This is a genomic window from Blastococcus sp. CCUG 61487, assembly GCF_005222955.1.
In the GTDB taxonomy this organism is placed as follows: Bacteria; Actinomycetota; Actinomycetes; order Mycobacteriales; family Geodermatophilaceae; genus Blastococcus.
The window spans coordinates 28,296-45,104 of record NZ_LWUA01000014.1 but is presented as its reverse complement, the minus strand read 5'-3'; the positions used below and the strand labels follow the sequence as shown (position 1 = coordinate 45,104).

The 16,809-nt window shown below is 73.9% G+C and carries 18 protein-coding genes; 10 read left to right on the top strand and 8 right to left on the bottom strand.

The window, feature by feature from the left end; all coding sequences use genetic code 11:
- Nucleotides 1–892 (top strand): S1C family serine protease (locus A6V29_RS01555; RefSeq protein ID WP_137158649.1); only part of this gene is annotated, 892 nt, incomplete at its 5' end.
- A gap of 1 nt (nucleotide 893) precedes the next feature.
- Here A6V29_RS01555 and A6V29_RS01550 read toward each other — a convergent pair.
- The gene (locus A6V29_RS01550; RefSeq protein ID WP_137158648.1) at nucleotides 894–1,664 is read right to left on the bottom strand and encodes an enoyl-CoA hydratase/isomerase family protein; all 771 of its coding nucleotides are present in this window, start codon (nucleotides 1,662–1,664) and stop codon (nucleotides 894–896) included.
- A complete protein-coding gene (locus tag A6V29_RS01545; protein WP_137158647.1) occupies nucleotides 1,661–2,854 on the bottom strand; it encodes a CaiB/BaiF CoA transferase family protein in 1,194 nt (397 codons plus the stop codon). The genes A6V29_RS01550 and A6V29_RS01545 overlap by 4 nt, the downstream gene beginning before the upstream one ends.
- A gap of 100 nt (nucleotides 2,855–2,954) precedes the next feature.
- Between A6V29_RS01545 and A6V29_RS01540 the strand changes: the two genes are divergently transcribed.
- The 3 genes from A6V29_RS01540 (at nucleotide 2,955) to A6V29_RS01530 (ending at nucleotide 7,011) form a co-directional block, all read left to right on the top strand.
- Nucleotides 2,955–3,665, top strand: coding sequence for a TetR/AcrR family transcriptional regulator (locus tag A6V29_RS01540; protein WP_137158646.1), 711 nt, complete (start codon nucleotides 2,955–2,957; stop codon nucleotides 3,663–3,665).
- A gap of 49 nt (nucleotides 3,666–3,714) precedes the next feature.
- Nucleotides 3,715–4,077: a twin-arginine translocase TatA/TatE family subunit gene (locus A6V29_RS01535; protein WP_137158645.1), complete on the top strand. Its 363-nt coding sequence runs from the start codon at nucleotides 3,715–3,717 to the stop codon at nucleotides 4,075–4,077.
- A 198-nt stretch (nucleotides 4,078–4,275) separates the two neighbouring features.
- Nucleotides 4,276–7,011, top strand: a complete 2,736-nt coding sequence (locus A6V29_RS01530) for a PxKF domain-containing protein (protein WP_137158644.1) — start codon at nucleotides 4,276–4,278, stop codon at nucleotides 7,009–7,011.
- A gap of 57 nt (nucleotides 7,012–7,068) precedes the next feature.
- Here the strand turns inward: A6V29_RS01530 and A6V29_RS01525 are convergent, their stop codons facing one another.
- Together A6V29_RS01525 and A6V29_RS01520 are read right to left on the bottom strand one after the other, a co-directional pair.
- Entirely contained in the window at nucleotides 7,069–7,530 is a 462-nt protein-coding gene (locus A6V29_RS01525; RefSeq protein WP_137158643.1) for an SRPBCC family protein, read from the bottom strand.
- A 134-nt stretch (nucleotides 7,531–7,664) separates the two neighbouring features.
- Nucleotides 7,665–8,816 carry an Mrp/NBP35 family ATP-binding protein gene (locus A6V29_RS01520; RefSeq protein WP_137158642.1) on the bottom strand — a complete coding sequence of 384 codons (1,152 nt, stop codon included), beginning with the start codon at nucleotides 8,814–8,816 and terminating at the stop codon, nucleotides 7,665–7,667.
- 106 nt (nucleotides 8,817–8,922) lie between these two features.
- Between A6V29_RS01520 and A6V29_RS01515 the strand changes: the two genes are divergently transcribed.
- Nucleotides 8,923–9,618 (top strand): AzlC family ABC transporter permease, encoded by a 696-nt coding sequence (locus tag A6V29_RS01515; protein ID WP_137158641.1) that lies wholly within the window; start codon nucleotides 8,923–8,925, stop codon nucleotides 9,616–9,618.
- The gene (locus A6V29_RS01510) at nucleotides 9,615–9,932 is read left to right on the top strand and encodes an AzlD domain-containing protein (protein ID WP_137158640.1); all 318 of its coding nucleotides are present in this window, start codon (nucleotides 9,615–9,617) and stop codon (nucleotides 9,930–9,932) included. Before A6V29_RS01515 ends, A6V29_RS01510 begins: the two co-directional genes overlap by 4 nt.
- 10 nt (nucleotides 9,933–9,942) lie before the next feature.
- Here A6V29_RS01510 and A6V29_RS01505 read toward each other — a convergent pair whose 3' ends face one another.
- The gene (locus A6V29_RS01505) at nucleotides 9,943–10,551 is read right to left on the bottom strand and encodes a MerR family transcriptional regulator (RefSeq protein WP_137158639.1); all 609 of its coding nucleotides are present in this window, start codon (nucleotides 10,549–10,551) and stop codon (nucleotides 9,943–9,945) included.
- A 71-nt stretch (nucleotides 10,552–10,622) separates the two neighbouring features.
- Between A6V29_RS01505 and A6V29_RS01500 the strand changes: the two genes are divergently transcribed.
- Nucleotides 10,623–11,093, top strand: a complete 471-nt coding sequence (locus A6V29_RS01500; RefSeq protein ID WP_137158638.1) for a DUF4188 domain-containing protein — start codon at nucleotides 10,623–10,625, stop codon at nucleotides 11,091–11,093.
- A 19-nt stretch (nucleotides 11,094–11,112) separates the two neighbouring features.
- Here A6V29_RS01500 and A6V29_RS01495 read toward each other — a convergent pair whose 3' ends face one another.
- From A6V29_RS01495 to A6V29_RS01485, 3 genes are read right to left on the bottom strand one after another with little or no spacing between them, the layout of a single operon-like run.
- Nucleotides 11,113–11,877 carry a DUF4184 family protein gene (locus A6V29_RS01495; RefSeq protein ID WP_137158637.1) on the bottom strand — a complete coding sequence of 255 codons (765 nt, stop codon included), beginning with the start codon at nucleotides 11,875–11,877 and terminating at the stop codon, nucleotides 11,113–11,115.
- Nucleotides 11,878–11,912: 35 nt separating this feature from the next.
- Nucleotides 11,913–12,452 (bottom strand): DUF1003 domain-containing protein, encoded by a 540-nt coding sequence (locus A6V29_RS01490; RefSeq protein WP_137158636.1) that lies wholly within the window; start codon nucleotides 12,450–12,452, stop codon nucleotides 11,913–11,915.
- A complete protein-coding gene (locus tag A6V29_RS01485) occupies nucleotides 12,445–13,683 on the bottom strand; it encodes a magnesium transporter MgtE N-terminal domain-containing protein (protein ID WP_137158635.1) in 1,239 nt (412 codons plus the stop codon). The genes A6V29_RS01490 and A6V29_RS01485 overlap by 8 nt, the downstream gene beginning before the upstream one ends.
- Before the next feature lie 105 nt (nucleotides 13,684–13,788).
- Between A6V29_RS01485 and A6V29_RS01480 the strand changes: the two genes are divergently transcribed.
- From A6V29_RS01480 to A6V29_RS01470, 3 genes are all read left to right on the top strand, one after another.
- Nucleotides 13,789–14,661 (top strand): PhzF family phenazine biosynthesis protein, encoded by an 873-nt coding sequence (locus tag A6V29_RS01480; RefSeq protein ID WP_137158634.1) that lies wholly within the window; start codon nucleotides 13,789–13,791, stop codon nucleotides 14,659–14,661.
- A complete protein-coding gene (locus A6V29_RS01475; RefSeq protein ID WP_249932918.1) occupies nucleotides 14,658–15,584 on the top strand; it encodes a DMT family transporter in 927 nt (308 codons plus the stop codon). Before A6V29_RS01480 ends, A6V29_RS01475 begins: the two co-directional genes overlap by 4 nt.
- 175 nt (nucleotides 15,585–15,759) lie before the next feature.
- A complete protein-coding gene (locus tag A6V29_RS01470) occupies nucleotides 15,760–16,713 on the top strand; it encodes an HpcH/HpaI aldolase/citrate lyase family protein (RefSeq protein WP_137158633.1) in 954 nt (317 codons plus the stop codon).
- Nucleotides 16,714–16,809 lie beyond the last annotated feature (96 nt).

Genomic DNA, 16,809 nt, shown 5'->3' with positions numbered 1-16,809 from the left:
CTCCGACATCGCCGCGGCGGTGATCCCGGCCGTGGTGTCCATCGAGGTGCGGGTCGGCGAGTCGGGTGCGACGGGCTCCGGTGTGGTCATCGACGGCGGCGAGGGCTACATCGTCACGAACAACCACGTCATCTCCGGGGCCGACGACGTCTCGGGTGCCGAGATCCGCGCGGTCTTCTCCGACGGCAGCGGCTCGGAGGCGCGCATCGTCGGCCGCGACCCGGCCAGCGACCTCGCCGTCCTCAAGGTGGAGAAGCCGGGCCTGGTCACCGCCTCCCTCGGCACCTCCGACGACGTCGTGGTCGGTGACCCCGTGGTGGCCATCGGCTCACCCCTCGGGCTGGCCGGCACGGTGACCACCGGCATCGTGAGCGCCCTGGAGCGGCCGGTGCGGCTGGCCGGCGAGGGCAGCGACACCAACGCCGTCATCAGCGCGGTGCAGACCGACGCACCGATCAACCCGGGCAACTCCGGCGGCGCGCTGGTCGACGCCTCCGGGGCCCTGATCGGCATCAACACCGCGATCGCCTCGGTCGGCGGCGGCAGCGTCGGGCTGGGCTTCGCGATCCCGATCGACACGGTCCGCGACATCGCCGAGCAGCTCATCTCCACCGGCCGGGCCGTGCACGCCTCGCTCGGCGTCAACGCCCGCTCGGTCACCGACGGCACGCGCGACGGGGCCCTGGTGCTCAACGTCGAGCCGGGCAGCGCGGCGGCCGAGGCGGGGATCCGCGAGCAGGACGTGATCATCGCCGTCGACGGGGAGCGGGTCGGCAGCTCCGAGGAGCTCGTCGTCGCCGTCGACCGGCACGACCCGGGCGAGGAGGTCACCGTCGAGGTCGTCCGCGGCGGCTCCTCCCAGGAGCTGCGCGCGACGCTCGACGCGGCCTGACCTACCCGGGCGTCCAGCCGAAGCGCGGAGCCCGGCGCTCCAGGAACGCGGTGATGCCCTCGGCCGGGTCGGCAGAGGCGGCGACCTCGGCCGCCCACCGGGCGGCGATCGCGGGGTCGGGCTGCCCGGCGACGGCGGCGTCGACGATCTCCTTGCTGGCCATCTGGGTGAGCAGCGACCGCTGCCGGGCCATGAGCGCGGTGAGCGCCTCCACCCGTGCCGGGAGGTCCTCGGGGTCGTGCACCTCGTCGACGAGCCCGATGCGCAGCGCGCGGTCGATGTCGATCAGCTCGGCGGTGAACAGCAGGTGCTTGGTCGCCGAGGGGCCGATCGCGCGGACCGCGCGCTCGGTGGCCGAGGCGGGGTACACGATGCCGAGGCGGGCCGGCGTGATGCCGAAGCGGGCGGTCGAGTCGGCGATGCGCAGGTCGCAGGCCAGCGCGATCTCGGTGCCCCCGCCGATGCAGCTGCCGGTGATGACCGCGACTGTCGGCTTGGGGACGGCGGCCAGCGCGGCGTCGGCGGCCTCGTTGGCCGCGTGGTACTCCTCGCGGGAGACCGCGCCGAATCCGGAGATGTCCGCGCCCGCGCAGAAGTGCTCGCCCTCGCCGCGGACGACGAGCAGCCGGACGGCGTCGTCGGCGGAGACCTGCCGGCAGGCCTCGGTGATGCCGCGCCACATGTCGTAGGTGACGGCGTTGCGCTTCGCGGGGCGGTTCAGCGTCAGCGTGGCGATCCCGTCGTCGACGGTGAGCCGCAGGTCCTCGCTCATCGGGCGAGCCCGGCCTCGGCGAGGACCTGCTCGGTGTGCTCGCCCAGCCGGGGCGGGCGGGTGCGGATGCCGGTGCCGCTGCGGGTCATCTTGATCGGCTGCCCCGCGAGCGTGACCGGGCGGCTGCCGTCGGGCTGCTCGACCTCGACGAGCATCTCGCGGGCGGCGACGTGCGGGTCGGCGTAGATGGCGGCCATGTCGTTGACCGGCCCGACCGGCACGGCTCCGCCGAGCGCCTCGACGATCTCCGCCGTCGTCCGGCTGGTCGTCCACGCGACCAGCTCGGCGTTGAGGGCCGGCCGGTTGCCCAGCCGGGACAGGAAGTCGGCGAAGCGCTCGTCGCTGGACAGCTCGGGGCGGCCCATCCGCGCGCAGAGGACGGCGAACGCGGCGTCGTTCGGCGCGCCGATGGCGCAGTGCCCGTCGGCGGTGGGGAAGACGTCGAACGGCGCGATGATCGGATGGCCGTTGCCCGTGGGCTGCGGGACCTCGCCCTTGTAGGAGTACGAGTACGCGGCGCCCTCGCACAGGCTCAGGACGGCGTCGTACATGGCGACGTCGACGAACTGGCCCTCGCCGGAGCGGAGGGCGTCGACGAGCGCGGCGAGCAGGCCGACGGCGCCGAGGGTGCCGGCGAAGATGTCACCCACGCTCGGGCCGCTCTTGGTGACGTGGTCGGCGTCGGGCCCGGTGATGGACACCAGCCCGCCCATCGCCTGGGCGACGATGTCGTAGGCGGGCCAGTCGGTGTAGGGCGAGGCGCCCGTGCGGGGGTCGCCGAACCCGCGGATGGCGGCGTAGACCAGCCGCGGGTTGACCTCGGCGAGGGTCTCGTAGCCGATGCCGAGGCGGTCCATGACGCCGGCACGGCTGTTCTCGACCACCACGTCGGCGCCCGCGGCGAGCGCGAGGAACGTCTCCCGGTCGGCGTCGTCCTTGAGGTCGAGCACGATCGAGCGCTTGCCGCGGTTGATGCTGGCGAAGTAGCCGCCGTAGGAGCGCTCGGTGTCCTCATCGGTGAACGGGCCCGGGTAGCGGGTCATGTCGCCGGACGGCGGCTCGATCTTCACGACGTCGGCGCCGAGGTCGGCCAGCAGCATCGTGCAGTAGGGACCGGCGAGGGCCTGGGTGAGGTCGAGCACCCGGATGCCCTGCAGGGGGCCGGGCCGGAGCTGCGGACGGGGCGTCATGGCTCTCCATGGGGGAGTCGGTGCGCTCGGGACCGCCGAGTGCGAACGTTGTTCGCTACTCTGCGAACAGTGTTCCCGCCTGTCAAGGAAGGACGTCGACATGGCGCTGCCGAGGCAGCCGGCTCCCGGCTCGGCGGGCTGGTGGCTCCGCCGGCGCGCGGCGCCCGAGCGCCGTCCGCGCAGGGATGGGCTGTCCCTCGACGCGATCGTCGACGCGGCGCTGGCCGTCCTCCGCGAGCACGGCTCCGACGGCCTGACCATGCGACGGGTCGCCGACGAGCTGGGGACGGGGGCGGCCTCGCTGTACCGGCACGTCGCCGGGCGGGAGGAGCTGGTGGCCCTCGTCGTCGACGCCGTGCTGGGCCGGATGGAGCCCGTCGCTCCCTCGCCGGCGGGTGGCTGGCGCGCGGAGTTCGAGACGACGGCCCGCCGCTTCCGCGGCCACCTGCTGGCGCACATCGAGGTCGTGCCGCTGATCCGCAGCGCGCAGATGCTCGGTCCGCACTCCATGGCCGCGCGCGAGACCGCCCTGCGCACGCTGCTCGACCTGGGGCTCGCACCCGGTGACGCCGTCGCGGCCTACCTCGCGATCGTCCACTTCACCGTCGCCAACGTGCAGCTCGAGGCGCGGACCGGCGTCGACGAGCAGAACCGGCGCGCCGACCTCGAGTCGCTCTTCGCGGCCCAGGACGTCGACCGGCTGCCCCACCTGGTCGCGCACGCGGGCAGCCTGGCCACGGTGACGGGGGAGGCGGAGTTCGAGTTCGGCCTCGCCGCGCTGTTGGACCGCATCCAGGCGCTGGCGGGCTGAGCACCGGCCGGCGGTCACTACTCTGGACGCCGACGGAGAGGGGGCGGCGGTGTTCGACTCGATCGGCTGGGGCGAGATCTTCGTCGTGGCCCTCGCCGCGCTGTTCATCTTCGGGCCCGAGCGGCTGCCGCACCTGGCCAAGGACGCGGCGTCCGGGCTGAAGAAGGTGCGCACCGCGATCACCGGCGTGCGTGCCCAGGTGAACGAGAGCCTCGGTGACGACCTGCCCGACCTGCGCGACCTCGACCTGCGCAAGTACCACCCCCGGACGTTCATCCGCAGCCAGCTCTTCGACGACCTCGACGACGAGCAGCCGGCCGCTCAGCGGGGGAGCGGCGCCACCGCCGCCTCGGTCGTCAGCCGGCCGCGGGACCGCTCCGTCCCGCCGCCGTTCGACACCGACGCCACGTAGGACGTCGGCCGGCGCCTCGCCCGGAGTCGCCCAGAGTCGCCCCGGAGTCGCCCCGGAGTCGCCCGTCCGGGGGAACGGCCGTGGCCGGCCGTGGCGGGTGGGACGGCTGAGGCGAGGGCGTGACCGGGCTCGCACATCCTCCGGTACGTTCCGCGGCGTCCCCTCCCCTTACGCTGCGTGACGCCAGGAGTGCTCTTCGTGAACCGCTCGACCATCCGACGGGCCCGGCGCACGCTGGCCTCGCTCGTCGCCGCCACCGCCCTCGCGGCCGGCGCCGTTCTCGTCGCCGACGAGCAGGTAGCCATCGCGACGCCGACCCAGCTGGCCACCCAGGCGGCCGCCGCGCCGGCGCCGACGCCGGCCCGGACCGGTCCGCCGGCGTCCATCGCGGTGCTCGGCGACTCGATCTCCCAGGGCACCGGCTCCGACGACGGCGGCGGCACCGTCAACGTGCAGGACGGCGGGATCGGCAGCCCCCGGCTGCGGAACTCCTGGGCCACCGGCGACTGGCCGGGCCTGAACAGCTACCTGCAGCGCACGCGGGCGCTGCCCGGCGGCGCCGGCACGGTGGGCATCAACCTGTCGGCCAACGGCGCGAACATGCGCAACGACTTCTACGACCAGGCGCGCTCGGTGCCGGCCGGCACGGGCCTGGTGCTCGTGCAGATGGGCGGCAACGACCTCTGCCGGCCCTCCGAGGGCGAGATGACCTCGGTCAGCGACTACCGCACCCAGCTGCGTGCGGGTCTGCAGTGGCTGCAGACCAACCGGCCCGAGACGCTGGTGCAGCTCTCCTCGGTGCCCGACATCTACAACCTCTGGTACCTGCGCGGCGCCGCGCACAAGAACGAGGGCTTCGGCATCTGGCCGTTCAACTCCACGGCGGCCGGTCCGCGCGCGACCCGCGGCGGCCAGGACAACAGCCCGACGCTCGCCCGGCTGCTCTGGGACAACTTCTTCGGCTCGGTCATCCCCTGCAAGAGCCTGCTGGTCGACCCGACCCAACCGCGCAATGCGGGCCCGACCCCGACGACGTCACACGCCTCCGAGGCCCGCCGGCTGCGGGTCCGCGAGCGCACCGTGCAGTTCAACAACGTCCTCGAGCAGGAGTGCGCGGCGATCCTGCGCTGCCGCTTCGACGACCGCGCCGTGTTCGACATGTCGGCCAACCGGGTGAACGGCAACCTCACGCACGACACCTCCCGCTGGCAGTTCGTCGACCGCGACATCAGCACCCAGGACCACTTCCACCCGTCCTTCACCGGTCAGCGCAAGCTCGCGCAGCAGGCGTTCGAGAACGGCTACGACTTCCGCGACCGAACCGCTCCGGTGGTCACCGTCGCGCCGGTGGCGGCGGCGAACGCGAACGGCTGGCACCGGGCGACCGTCTCGGTGAGCCGGTCGGCCACCGACGCGAACGGGATCCGCGGGTTCGAGCACCGCGTGCACGGCCCCGACGGCAGCGTCGGCGCCTGGACCCGCACGATCGCCGGCACGCTCGGCAACGTGAGCATCAGCAGCGAGGGCACCTCCTACGTGGAGGTCCGCGCGCTCGACCGGAACGGCAACCTGAGCGCCAGCACGATCCAGCCGATCCGCCTCGACCGCACCGCTCCCCAGGTGCACGCCGTCACGCCGGCCGACGGCGCCGAGTTCGTCCAGCACGAGGAGGTGCCTGCCTCCTTCGGCTGCACCGACGCCGGTGGTTCCGACGTCGACACCTGCACCGGCACGGTGGCCGACGGCGAGCTCATCGACACCAGCACCGTCGGCACCAAGACGTTCACGGTCACCGCGACAGACGGCGCGGGCAACACCCGCACGGTCACCCGCAGCTACACCGTCAAGGACGTGACCCCGCCCACCATCACCATCGACAGCCCCGAGGCCGGCGCTGCGTTCGACCGGCACGAGGAGGTCGCGGCGGCGTACGGCTGCGAGGACGAGGTGGGCGGCTCCGGACTCGCCACCTGCGTGGGCACCGTGCCCGACGGCGAGCCCGTGCCCACCGGTGCGATCGGCGACCACGACTTCACGGTCGAGGCGACGGACCAGGCGGGCAACGCCGACTCGCTCACCCGGAAGTACACGGTGCTCGACGTGACAGCTCCGACCATCGCGCTGGAGAACCCCGAGGACGGCGCGCGGTACGAGCACGGCACCGAGGTCCTCGCCGACTTCGGCTGCGCGGACGAGGAGGGTGGCTCCGGCATCGCCGCGGGCTACTGCGAGGGCACCGTCGACGCCGGCACCGCGATCGACACGTCGACGCTCGGCACCCACGAGTTCACCGTCACGGCCACCGATCGCGCCGGGAACGTCACGACGACGACGGTCACCTACGAGGTCGTCGACGTGACGGTGCCGACGGTGAGTTCGCCGCACGACGGCATCGAGTACAAGCTGGGCCAGCCGGTCGAGGCGCTGTTCACCTGCACCGACGAGGACGGCGGCTCCGGCGTGGCGACCTGCGCCGGGCCGGCCACGCTCGACACCTCGTCGATCGGCACGAAGACCTTCGAGGTGACCACCTCGGACGAGGCCGGGAACAGCCGCACCGAGGCGGTCACCTACCGGGTGATCTACGCCTACGGCGAGGTCCGGGAGCCGATCAACCTCGACGGCTCCAGCGTCTTCAAGGCCGGCAGCACCGTGCCGGTGAAGTTCGGGATCACCGACTTCGCCGGGACGTCGGTCAGGGGGGCGACGGCGACGCTGGCCACCGTCCGCAGCTACGACACCGAGGGCAAGGACCTGGGTGAGGAGCAGGAGGCGAGCTCGCCGGGTGCGGCCAACAGCGGCAACGTGTTCCGCGCCTCGGGCGGGCAGTACGTCTACAACCTCTCGACCAAGGGGATGGCGCCCGGGAGCTACCAGCTGATCATCCGGCTGGACGACGGCACGCAGTACAGCGCCGTCTTCTCGCTCCGATAGCCCGCACGTCAGGCTGCGCACCGCCCCCTTCCCGGCCGGGAAGGGGGCGGTGTGCGTCTACGGCCGGACGACGTCGGCCTCGGCGGCCTGCTTGAGTCGCTGGAGGGTGCCGAGGATGCCCTGGCGGTTGCGCTCGGGGAACTTCGCGGCCGTGACGATGGCGTTGGTGAGGCCGTCGGCCCGCGAGGCGTCGAAGGTCTCGGTGACGGTCGTGCCGCCGTCCGCGGTGGGTGCGAGCTCGTAGCGCCAGCGGTTGGCGGTGAAGTGCCGCCAGGCGATCCGCCGGTTCTCCTCGAACTCCACGACCCGGTTGCGGATGCGGTACGGGACGCCGAAGAGCTTCATGTGCACGCTGAACGTGTCGCCGACGGCGGTGATCCGCTCGGGCGCGGAGATGACCGCGCCGACCGAGCCGGAGCCGTCGATCCGGGAGTGCTGCCGCGGGTCGGCGAGGATCGCGAACACCACCTCGGGGGGCGCCTCGACGGTGATGGACTCGGAGACCAGCTTCTCGCTCACCCGGCAGACGCTAGGGGACCCGTCCCGGAGACGCCGCTGGGGCGCCCCCTCCGCTCGGAAGGAACGCCCCAGTCGCGGCCCCCCCTGCAGGGTCCCGCCGCGAGCGTGCGAGCGGTGGGGGGCAGGGGGGGCCTTTATTTGCGGACGGGGGTGAGCCCCAGCGACATGCCGGACAGCCCGCGCTGGCGGCTGGCCAGCCCGTCGGCGATCTTCGTCAGCGCCTGCGCCGCCGGCGACTCCGGCTCGGCCAGGACGATGGGGGCCCCGCTGTCCCCGGCCTCGCGCAGCCGCGTGTCCAGGGGGACCTGGCCGAGCACCGGCACCCGGGCGCCGAGGGTCTTGGTCAGCGCGTCGGAGACCGCCTCGCCGCCGCCGGAGCCGAAGATCTCCATGCGGGAGCCGTCGGGCAGGTCCAACCACGACATGTTCTCGATGACGCCGACCACCTGCTGGTGGGTCTGGGTCGCGATCGCACCGGCCCGCTCGGCCACCTCGGCGGCGGCCAGCTGCGGGGTGGTCACGATGAGGATCTCGGCGTTGGGCAGCAGCTGCGCGATCGAGATCGCGACGTCGCCGGTGCCCGGGGGCAGGTCGAGCAGCAGGACGTCGAGGTCGCCCCACCACACGTCGGCGAGGAACTGCTGCAGCGCGCGGTGCAGCATCGGCCCGCGCCAGACGACCGGGGTGTTGCCCGGGGTGAACATGCCGATCGAGATGACCTTCACGCCCATCGACTGCGGCGGCATGATCATGTTGTCGACCTGGGTCGGCTTGTCGTCCACGCCGAGCATGCGCGGCACCGAGTGGCCGTAGATGTCGGCGTCCACGACGCCGACCGACAGGCCCCGCTTCGCCAGCGCCGCGGCCAGGTTCACCGTGACCGAGGACTTGCCGACGCCGCCCTTGCCGGAGGCCACCGCGTACACGCGGGTGAGCGAGCCGGGCTGGGCAAAGGGGATCACCGGGTCGGCGGCGTCGGTGCCGCGGACCGTCTTGCGCAGCTCCGCCCGCTGCTCGTCGCTCATCACGTCGAGCGCCACCTGCACCGACGTCACGCCCGGGACGGCCGAGACCGCCTGGGTGACCCGGCTGGTGATCGTCTCGCGCATCGGGCAGCCGGCCACGGTGAGGTAGACGTCGACCGCCACGGAGCCGTCCGCCGCGATCCGGACGTCCTTGATCATGCCCAGCTCGGGGAGCGGACGGTTGATCTCGGGATCCTGGACGGTGGCCAGCGCGGCGTTGACCGCGTCCAGCGACGGCGTGCCGGTCATGGTGTCGGACATGCGGCCACTGTACGGCGGCCGGTCCAGGGGCCCGTCCGTCGCTGGACGTGATCTCCTGCTCAACCTGCGTGACCGGCGCCGAGAGCGACGCCTAGCCTCGGCGGACGTGTCCGACGCCGTCCGCTCCACCGTGCTCCGCGACGCCATCGGGCTGGGGGTGGCCGTCGGGCTCTACGGCATCGCCTTCGGCGCCGCGGCCGACGCCGCGGGTCTGGACGCGTGGCAGGCCATGACCCTGTCCGCGCTGATGTTCACCGGGGCGTCGCAGTTCGCGATGGTCGGCGTCCTGGGCGCCGGCGGCAGCGCGCCGGCGGCCGTCGGCAGCGCGCTGCTGCTCGGGACGCGCAACACCGTGTACGGCGTGCGGCTGGCGCCGCTGCTCGCTCCCCGCAGCGCGCTGCGCCGGGCCGGCGCGGCGCACTGGGTGATCGACGAGACCACGGCGATGGCGGTCTCAGCGCCCGATCGGGAGCTCGGCCGGCTGGCCTTCTGGGCCACCGGCGCCACGATCTACCTGGGCTGGAACGCGATGACCCTGGTCGGGGTGCTCGGCGCCTCGGGGCTGGGCGGAACCGCGGCGGCGGCGCTGGACTCGGTCGTCCCGGCGGCGTTCCTGGCCCTGCTGTGGCCGCGGTTGCGGCGCGGCTTCCCGGAGCACGCGGTGCAGCGGCGGGTGGCGGTCGGCGGAGCGGTGGTGGCCCTGGCGCTCACCCCGTTCGTCCCCGCCGGGGTGCAGGTGATCGCCGCCGTGGTCGCCGTCGCACTGGCGGGCCGGCCGCGCACCGCGGAGCGGCCGGCATGAGCGGGACGACGCTGTGGGTGGCGGTCGTCGTCGCCTCGGTCGGCTGCTACCTGCTCAAGCTGGCCGGGTTGTCGGTCCCGGCGGCCTGGGTCGAGCAGCCGTGGGTGGCCCGCATCGTGGACTTCGTGCCGGCCGCGCTGCTCGCCGCACTCGTGGCGGTCCAGGGCCTCACCAGCGACGGCGCGGTCGTCGTCGACGGGCGGCTGGCCGGCCTCGCGGTGGCCGCGCTGGCGCTGGCGCTGCGGGCGCCGTTCATCGTCGTCCTCGTGCTGGCCGGTGCGGCCGGCGCCGGCGTGCACGCCCTCACCGGCTGACCCGGTGCCGTCAGCCGCCGCCGAAGCGGCGGCCGGAGGCGTCCTCCTGCGCGAGCCGGCGCAGGGCCAGCAGCACTGGCTCCAGCAGCACGGTGTTGACGACGACGAAGCGCACCGCGTCGGCAACCGAGCTCGAGGGGACGTCGGCGACGTCCCGGTCGGCGATCTCGGCGGCCGCTCGGGCGTACCTGTCGAGCACCTCCTCCGACGCCGGGAAGCCCGCGGCGCGCAGGGCGTCCAGCGCGCCGGCGAGGGTGTGCAGCGAGGGGGAGTCGGCCGCCACCTGCCACCCCCAGCGGTCGACGAGGGCACGCGCCTCGGTCGGCTCCGGCGCCTCGGAACCCGGCCGGGGGAGGGCGCGGTGGGCCGCGCCGAGCGCCTCGTGCACGGACCCGGCGGGAGCGTCGACGGCGGCCAGGACGGCGCGGGCGGCCGAGATCGACAGCCCGCCGGGGCCCAGCAGCGCGCGCACCAGGCGCAGGCGGGCGAGGTGCTCCGCGTCGTACCGGGCGCGGGTGGCCCCGGTGCGCTCGCCCTGCGGCAGCAGGCCCTCGCGCAGGTAGTACTTCACGGTCGCGACCGGGAGGTCGGCCCGCCGGGCCAGTTCGGAGATCTGCACGGAACTCCCTTGCGTTGGATAGCGGCACTCTCTACCGTTGGATAGCATCACTCACCAACGAGGGGTCGATCATGACACGCACCGCGCCCGGACGATGGACCCACGACCACACCGGAGACCTCACCGTCTTCCTCATCGGCATGCGCATCAACAAGCCCTGGCGGCTCGACGCCTGGCTGCCGGCGTCCCTCGCCATGCCGCGGATGCTCCGCGAGCTGTCCCGCGACCCCTCGTCCGGCTTCCTGGGCTACCGGATGGCGGTGGGGGCGGGTGGCCCCGTGCTCGTCCAGTACTGGCGGCGGACGGAGGACGTCTACCGCTACGCCGGTGACCGCTCGGCGGCCCACCGGCCGGCGTGGGCCGCGTTCAACCGGCGGGCACGCCGGGTGCCCGGTGCCGTGGGCATCTGGCACGAGACCTACGAGATCGGCCGCGCGGAGAGCGTCTACGTCGACATGCCGCCGAGCGGGCTGGCCGCCGCCACCGCCGCCCGCCCCGTGGCCGGCCGGCTGGACCGGGCGGCCGACCGGCTCGCTGCCTGACCCCGGACGGCGGCCGGGCTCAGCCGACCGCGGGCATCCGCCGGAGCCGGGCCGCGTGCCAGAGGGCGGCGTACAGGAGCACGGCGACGACGAGCGCCGTGACCGCGTGCTCGGCGAAGATCCGGGCCTCGTCCTCCAGCACCGCGGCCAGGCTCCCGGTGCCCGACTCGCGGTAGGAGTCGCGCACCTCGGGGAGGAGTCGGACGGCCTGCACGGCGCCGCCCCCGACGGCGACCAGCGCGAGCCCCGCCAGGACGGCTCGCCGCGCCGGGCCCGACAGCACCGTGCCCTCGGGAAGGGCCCGCGGCGCCATCGTCGACCACCGGTGCGCGAGCCAGCCGAGCAGGATCGCGCCCCCCACCACGCCGCCGGCCAGGTCCACCCGCGACGCCCAGCCGTGCCCCACGGCGCTGCCGAGCGCGTCCCAGGCCAGGTGGGTGGCCGCCCCGACGACGACAGCCGGCACCACCCAGGCGACCCTGGCCGCGGTCCAGGGGGAGGGGGCGGGCAGCCGCGCCGCTGCGGCGGGTGGGAGCAGCGCCCGGAGGGGCCGGGCCAGGAGCAGGTGCCACACCGTGAGGAGTGCCAGGCCGAGCAGCGGGGACAGCCACAGCAGCGAGGCGGCCTCGTGCGTGCGAGTCAGGGTGAGGTCTCCGCCGGTCCACCGGAGCGAGACGTAGTACGGCAGGTCGGGGGCGACCGATCCGGCGACGAGCGCGGACGGGACCAACGGGGTCCGCAGCAGGGGGAGCACTGCCGCCGGGTGGACCAGGGTGAACGGCATCCGGTGACCCTAAGGACCGTCCGCTCGCGCGCGGCTCAGGCCGACGGGAGACCGTCCGCCTCGGCCTGCTCGCGCTCGCGCTTGCGGCGCTTCTTCTCCCGCCGCTCGGAGTCCTCGGCCTCGTCGTACATCCGGTTCAGCTCACCCCGGATGAAGTCGCGGGTGGCCAGCTCGCCCACCGCGATGCGCAGCGCCGCCAGCTCCCGGGCCAGGTACTCGGTGTCCGCGCGCTGCGCGGCCGAGCGGGCGCGGTCCTCCTCGGCCTGGACGCGATCGCGGTCGGCCTGCCGGTTCTGCGCGAGCAGGATCAGCGGGGCGGCGTAGGCGGCCTGGGTCGAGAACGCCAGGTTGAGCAGGATGAACGGATAGGGGTCCCACTGCCAGGCGAAGGCGGCCGCGTTCAGCGCGATCCAGACGACGACGATGATCGTCTGCCAGGCCAGGTAGCGGCCGGTGCCCAGGAACCGCGCGACCGCCTCGGCGCCGGCGCCGACGGCGTCCGGGTTCAGCCGCGGGAGCAGGCCGAACCGCCGCGCGCCGGCGCTGGGGACGTCGAGCCGGGGCTGCTCAGCCACGGCGGGCCCGCTCGCGCCAGTCGTCGGGCAGCAGGTGGTCCAGGACGTCGTCGACGCTGACCGCGCCCACCAGCCGGCCCTGGTCGTCCACCACGGGCGCCGCGACGAGGTTGTACGTGGCGAAGTACCGGGTCACCTCGGCCAGCGGCGCCCCGGGCCGCAGCGGCTCCAGGTCGTCCAGCGCGCCGCTGACCAGGTTCGACGGCGGTTCGCGGAGCAGTCGCTGGATGTGCGCCAGGCCCAGGTAGCGCCCGGTCGGGGTGGCCGAGGGCGGGCGGCAGACGTAGACCTGGCTGGCCAGCGCCGGCGTGAGCTCGGGCTCGCGCACCCGGGCCAGCGCCTCGGCGACGGTGGCGTCCGGGGTGAGGATGACCGGCTCGCTGGTCATGATGCCGCCGGCGGTGTCCTCGGAGTACTGCAGCAGCTGGCGGACCGACTCGGCCTCGTCGGGGCGCATGAGCTCCAGCAGCCGGTTGCGGTCGACGTTGGAGAGCTCGGCCAGCAGGTCGGCGGCGTCGTCGGGGTCCATCTCCTCGAGGACGTCGGCGGCGCGGTCGTCCTCCAGGGTGCCCAGGATGCTGATCTGCAGGGCCTCCGGCAGCTCGCCCAGGACGTCGGCCAGCCGCTGGTCGTCCAGCGCCTCGGCGACCTCGTGCCGGCGCTTGATCGGCAGGTCCTGCAGGGCGTGCGCGAGGTCGGCGGCGTTGAGCTCGCGGTAGGTGGCGATCAGCGTCTCGGCGCCCTGGCCGGTCTCGGGCAGGGCGAGCCCGCGGACCTCGTCCCACGCGAGGGTGTGCAGCTGGCCGCGGCGGCCGAGCCGGCCGGGCTCGGCGACGGCGAGCCGGGACAGTACCCAGTCGCCGGTGCGGGTCTGCTCGATGGCGGCGTCGACGACGTGCGCCGGCCGGCCGGACTCGGCGATGACCACCGACTTGTCCAGCAGCTCGCCCAGCACCATCGTCTCGCCGGCGCGCTGCTCGAAGCGCTTCACGTTCAGGGTTCCCGAGGCCAGCGTGAGCGAGCTCGGGTCGACCGATACGACCCGGCCCATCGGCACGAAGATCCGCCGCCGTGCGGCGACCTCCACGACCAGCCCCAGCACCCGCGGGCTGGCGGTGCCCACGCGCAGGGCGATGACGACGTCGCGCACCTTGCCGACGCGGTCGCCGTTGGGGTCGAAGACCGTCAACCCGGCGAGCCGGGAGACGTACGCCCTGGTCGCCGTGGTCACGGGCTCCTCCTCGCTGGCGCTCGTCGGCCCCCGTGCCCGGGGGTGCTCTGCCTCTGCGCGCCCTCGCAAGCTCGGTCGCCGACCCGCAAGGTTACCGTCGGCGCCGTGAGCAGCCCGGAGACGCTGGACTACGAGATCGTCGACGTGTTCGCGCCCCGTGCGTTCGCCGGTAATCCGCTGGCCGTCGTCCTCGACGCCGACGCGCTCACGACCGAGCAGTGCCAGGCCCTGGCGAACGAGTTCCACCTCTCGGAGACGTCGTTCCTGTGCGCACCGACCGAGACCGGTGCCGACTACCGGGTGCGGATCTTCACCCCGTTCGCGGAGCTGCCGTTCGCCGGGCATCCCAGTGTCGGTGCGGCGCACACGCTGGTGCGCACCGGGCGGCTGGCCGCCGGGACGCTGCGGCAGGAGTGCGGCGCCGGGGTGCTCGACGTCGTGGTCGACGACGACGGAGCCACGCTCGCCGGCGGGACGCCCACCCTGGACGACGCCCCTGCGGCCGAGGCGCTGGCGCTGGCCATGAGGTTGGACCCCGCCGACACGACCGGCGTGCCCGCCGAGGTCGCCGGCTGCGGGCTGCCGTTCGCCTACCTGTCCGTCCGCCCGGACGCCGTCGACCGCGCAGTCCCCGATCCGTCCGCGCTGCGGGGCATGGACGTGGGGGAGGGCGTCTCGGTGCTCTCCTGGGACGCCGCGACGAGCACCGCCCGTGCCCGGGTGTTCGCCGCCGACCTCGCCTGGGGCGAGGACCCCGCGACCGGGTCGGCGGCCCTGGGCGCCGGCGTCTGGCTGGTCGAGAGCGGTCTGCTCGCCGGTGAGGGGACGACGTCCTACACGGTGCGCCAGGGCGAGCGGATGGGCCGCCCGTCGGTGCTGGAGTGCACCGTCACCGCGGCCGGTGGCCGGGCGACGGGGGCGACGGTCCGGGGGGCCGTCGTCCCGATCGCCCGCGGTCGAATCCGCGTTCCCTCGTGAGCTCGGTCGAGGACGCCTCGCCCTGGGCCGTCCACCGTCCGGGACCGCGGGACGTCGGGCTGATCGCCGTCGGGGTCGTCGGCATCTCGCTGTCGGCACCGCTCACCACCCTGGTCACCGCGCCGATGCTCGCGCTGGCGTTCTGGCGCAACGCCGCGGGCGCCGCCGCTCTCCTGCCGGTGCTCCTCACCCGGGAGCGCTCGACCCTGACCGGCCTGCGCTGGCGGGACCTGCGCAGCTCCGTCGTCGCCGGGCTCTTCCTCGCCGCGCACTTCGCCGCCTGGCTGCCGAGCCTGTCCATGACCACGGTGGCGGCGTCCACGGCGCTGGTGACCACCACGCCGATCTGGACCGCGCTGGTCGCCCGCCTCTCCGGGGTGCGGCTGCCGGCGGCGGTGTGGTGGGGGCTGGTGCTCGCCGTCCTCGGGGTCGCGCTGATCGCCGGGGTGGACATCGCGGTGAGCACCGAGGCGTTGCTGGGTGACGGGCTGGCGCTGCTCGGGGCGATCTTCGCCGGCGGCTACGTGCTCGCCGGCGCGCACGCCCGGCAGCGGCTCGCCACCTCGGCCTACGCCGTCGTCTGCTACTCGGTCTGCGCGCTGGCGATCGCCGTCTCGGCGGTGGTGGTCGACGCGCCGCTGACCGGTTTCAAGGCCCGCGACTGGTGGCTGATCGCCGCGATCACCGTGGCCGCGCAGCTCATGGGGCACACGCTGCTCAACGTCGTCCTGTCCCGCGTCGGGCCGACGGTGGTGAGCCTCGCCGTCCTGCTGGAGGTGCCCGGGGCGCTGCTGTTCGCGCTCGTGCTGCTGGGGCAGGTGCCGCCGCTGCTGGCGCTGCCGGGCGTCGCGCTCGTCGTGGTGGGGGTCGCCCTCGTCGTGCGCGCCAGCCGCCCGGCGACGATGGTCGAACCCGCCACCTGATCGCGGGCGCCCCTGGAGTTGATCATCGTCTCGGTGCGCGCGACACGCGACGGCGCTCCGGTGCACCGAGCACGGAGGCGATGATCAACTGCGAGGTGAGCGGGTCGGCGGCCGGAAAGGGTCCTCGTTAGGCTCCGGGCAACCGAATCGTCGACTTCCAGCTAGCGGAGGCACTGTGGCCGAGCTCCGATCCCGCCGTTCCAACCTGGCCGTTCCGGGCAGCAACCCGCGGTTCCTCGAGAAGGCCAAGGGCCTGCCGGCGGACCAGGTCTTCCTCGACCTCGAGGACGCGTGCGCGCCGCTGGCCAAGCCGGGCGCCCGCAAGAACATCGTGGCGGCCCTGAACGAGGGCGGCTGGGGCGACAAGATCCGCACCGTCCGGGTCAACGACTGGACGACGGAGTGGACCTACCACGACGTCATCGAGGTCGTGGAGGGAGCGGGCGCCAACCTCGACTGCATCATGCTGCCGAAGGTCGTCGACGCCCACCAGGTCAAGGCGCTGGACTTCCTGCTCACCCAGATCGAGAAGTCGAACGGGCTCGAGGTCGGCCGGATCGGCATCGAGGCGCAGATCGAGACCGCGCAGGGCCTCATCAACGTCAACGACATCGCGTTCGCCAGCGACCGCATCGAGACGATCATCTTCGGCCCGGCCGACTTCATGGCGTCGATCAACATGAAGTCCCTCGTCGTGGGCGCGCTGCACCCCGACTACCCGGGCGACCCGTTCCACTACATCCTCATGCAGATCCTCATGGCGGCCCGCGCCCGCGGCGTGCAGGCCATCGACGGCCCGTTCCTGCAGGTGCGTGACGTGCCGGCCTTCGAGGAGGTCGCCAAGCGCTCCGCCGTCCTCGGCTTCGACGGCAAGTGGGTGCTGCACCCCGGCCAGATCGACGCCGCCAACGAGATCTACGCGCCGTCGCAGGAGGACTACGACCACGCCGAACTCATCCTCGACGCGTACGACTACTACACCTCCGAGGCCGGCGGGAAGAAGGGCTCGGCGATGCTCGGCGACGAGATGATCGACGAGGCCAGCCGCAAGATGGCGCTGGTCATCGCCGGCAAGGGCCGGGCCGCAGGCCTGTCCCGCACCTCCTCGTTCACCCCGCCCGAGGAGTGATCGGCACCTGCTGACGACGACGGCCGCCCGGGTTCTCCCGGGCGGCCGTCGCGTTCCTGCGGCGCCTCTGTCCACAGGTTGCCTCCGACGGCCCCG

What these genes read in the sequence shown, in the direction of transcription:
- A6V29_RS01550 (WP_137158648.1), bottom strand. Translation starts at nt 1,664, where the DNA reads ATGAGCGAGGACCTGCGGCTCACCGTCGACGACGGGATCGCCACGCTG.
- A6V29_RS01500 (WP_137158638.1), top strand. Translation starts at nt 10,623, where the DNA reads ATGACACGCACCGCGCCCGGACGATGGACCCACGACCACACCGGAGAC.
- A6V29_RS01520 (WP_137158642.1), bottom strand. Translation starts at nt 8,816, where the DNA reads ATGTCCGACACCATGACCGGCACGCCGTCGCTGGACGCGGTCAACGCC.
- A6V29_RS01495 (WP_137158637.1), bottom strand. Translation starts at nt 11,877, where the DNA reads ATGCCGTTCACCCTGGTCCACCCGGCGGCAGTGCTCCCCCTGCTGCGG.
- A6V29_RS01545 (WP_137158647.1), bottom strand. Translation starts at nt 2,854, where the DNA reads ATGACGCCCCGTCCGCAGCTCCGGCCCGGCCCCCTGCAGGGCATCCGG.
- A6V29_RS01540 (WP_137158646.1), top strand. Translation starts at nt 2,955, where the DNA reads ATGGCGCTGCCGAGGCAGCCGGCTCCCGGCTCGGCGGGCTGGTGGCTC.
- A6V29_RS01510 (WP_137158640.1), top strand. Translation starts at nt 9,615, where the DNA reads ATGAGCGGGACGACGCTGTGGGTGGCGGTCGTCGTCGCCTCGGTCGGC.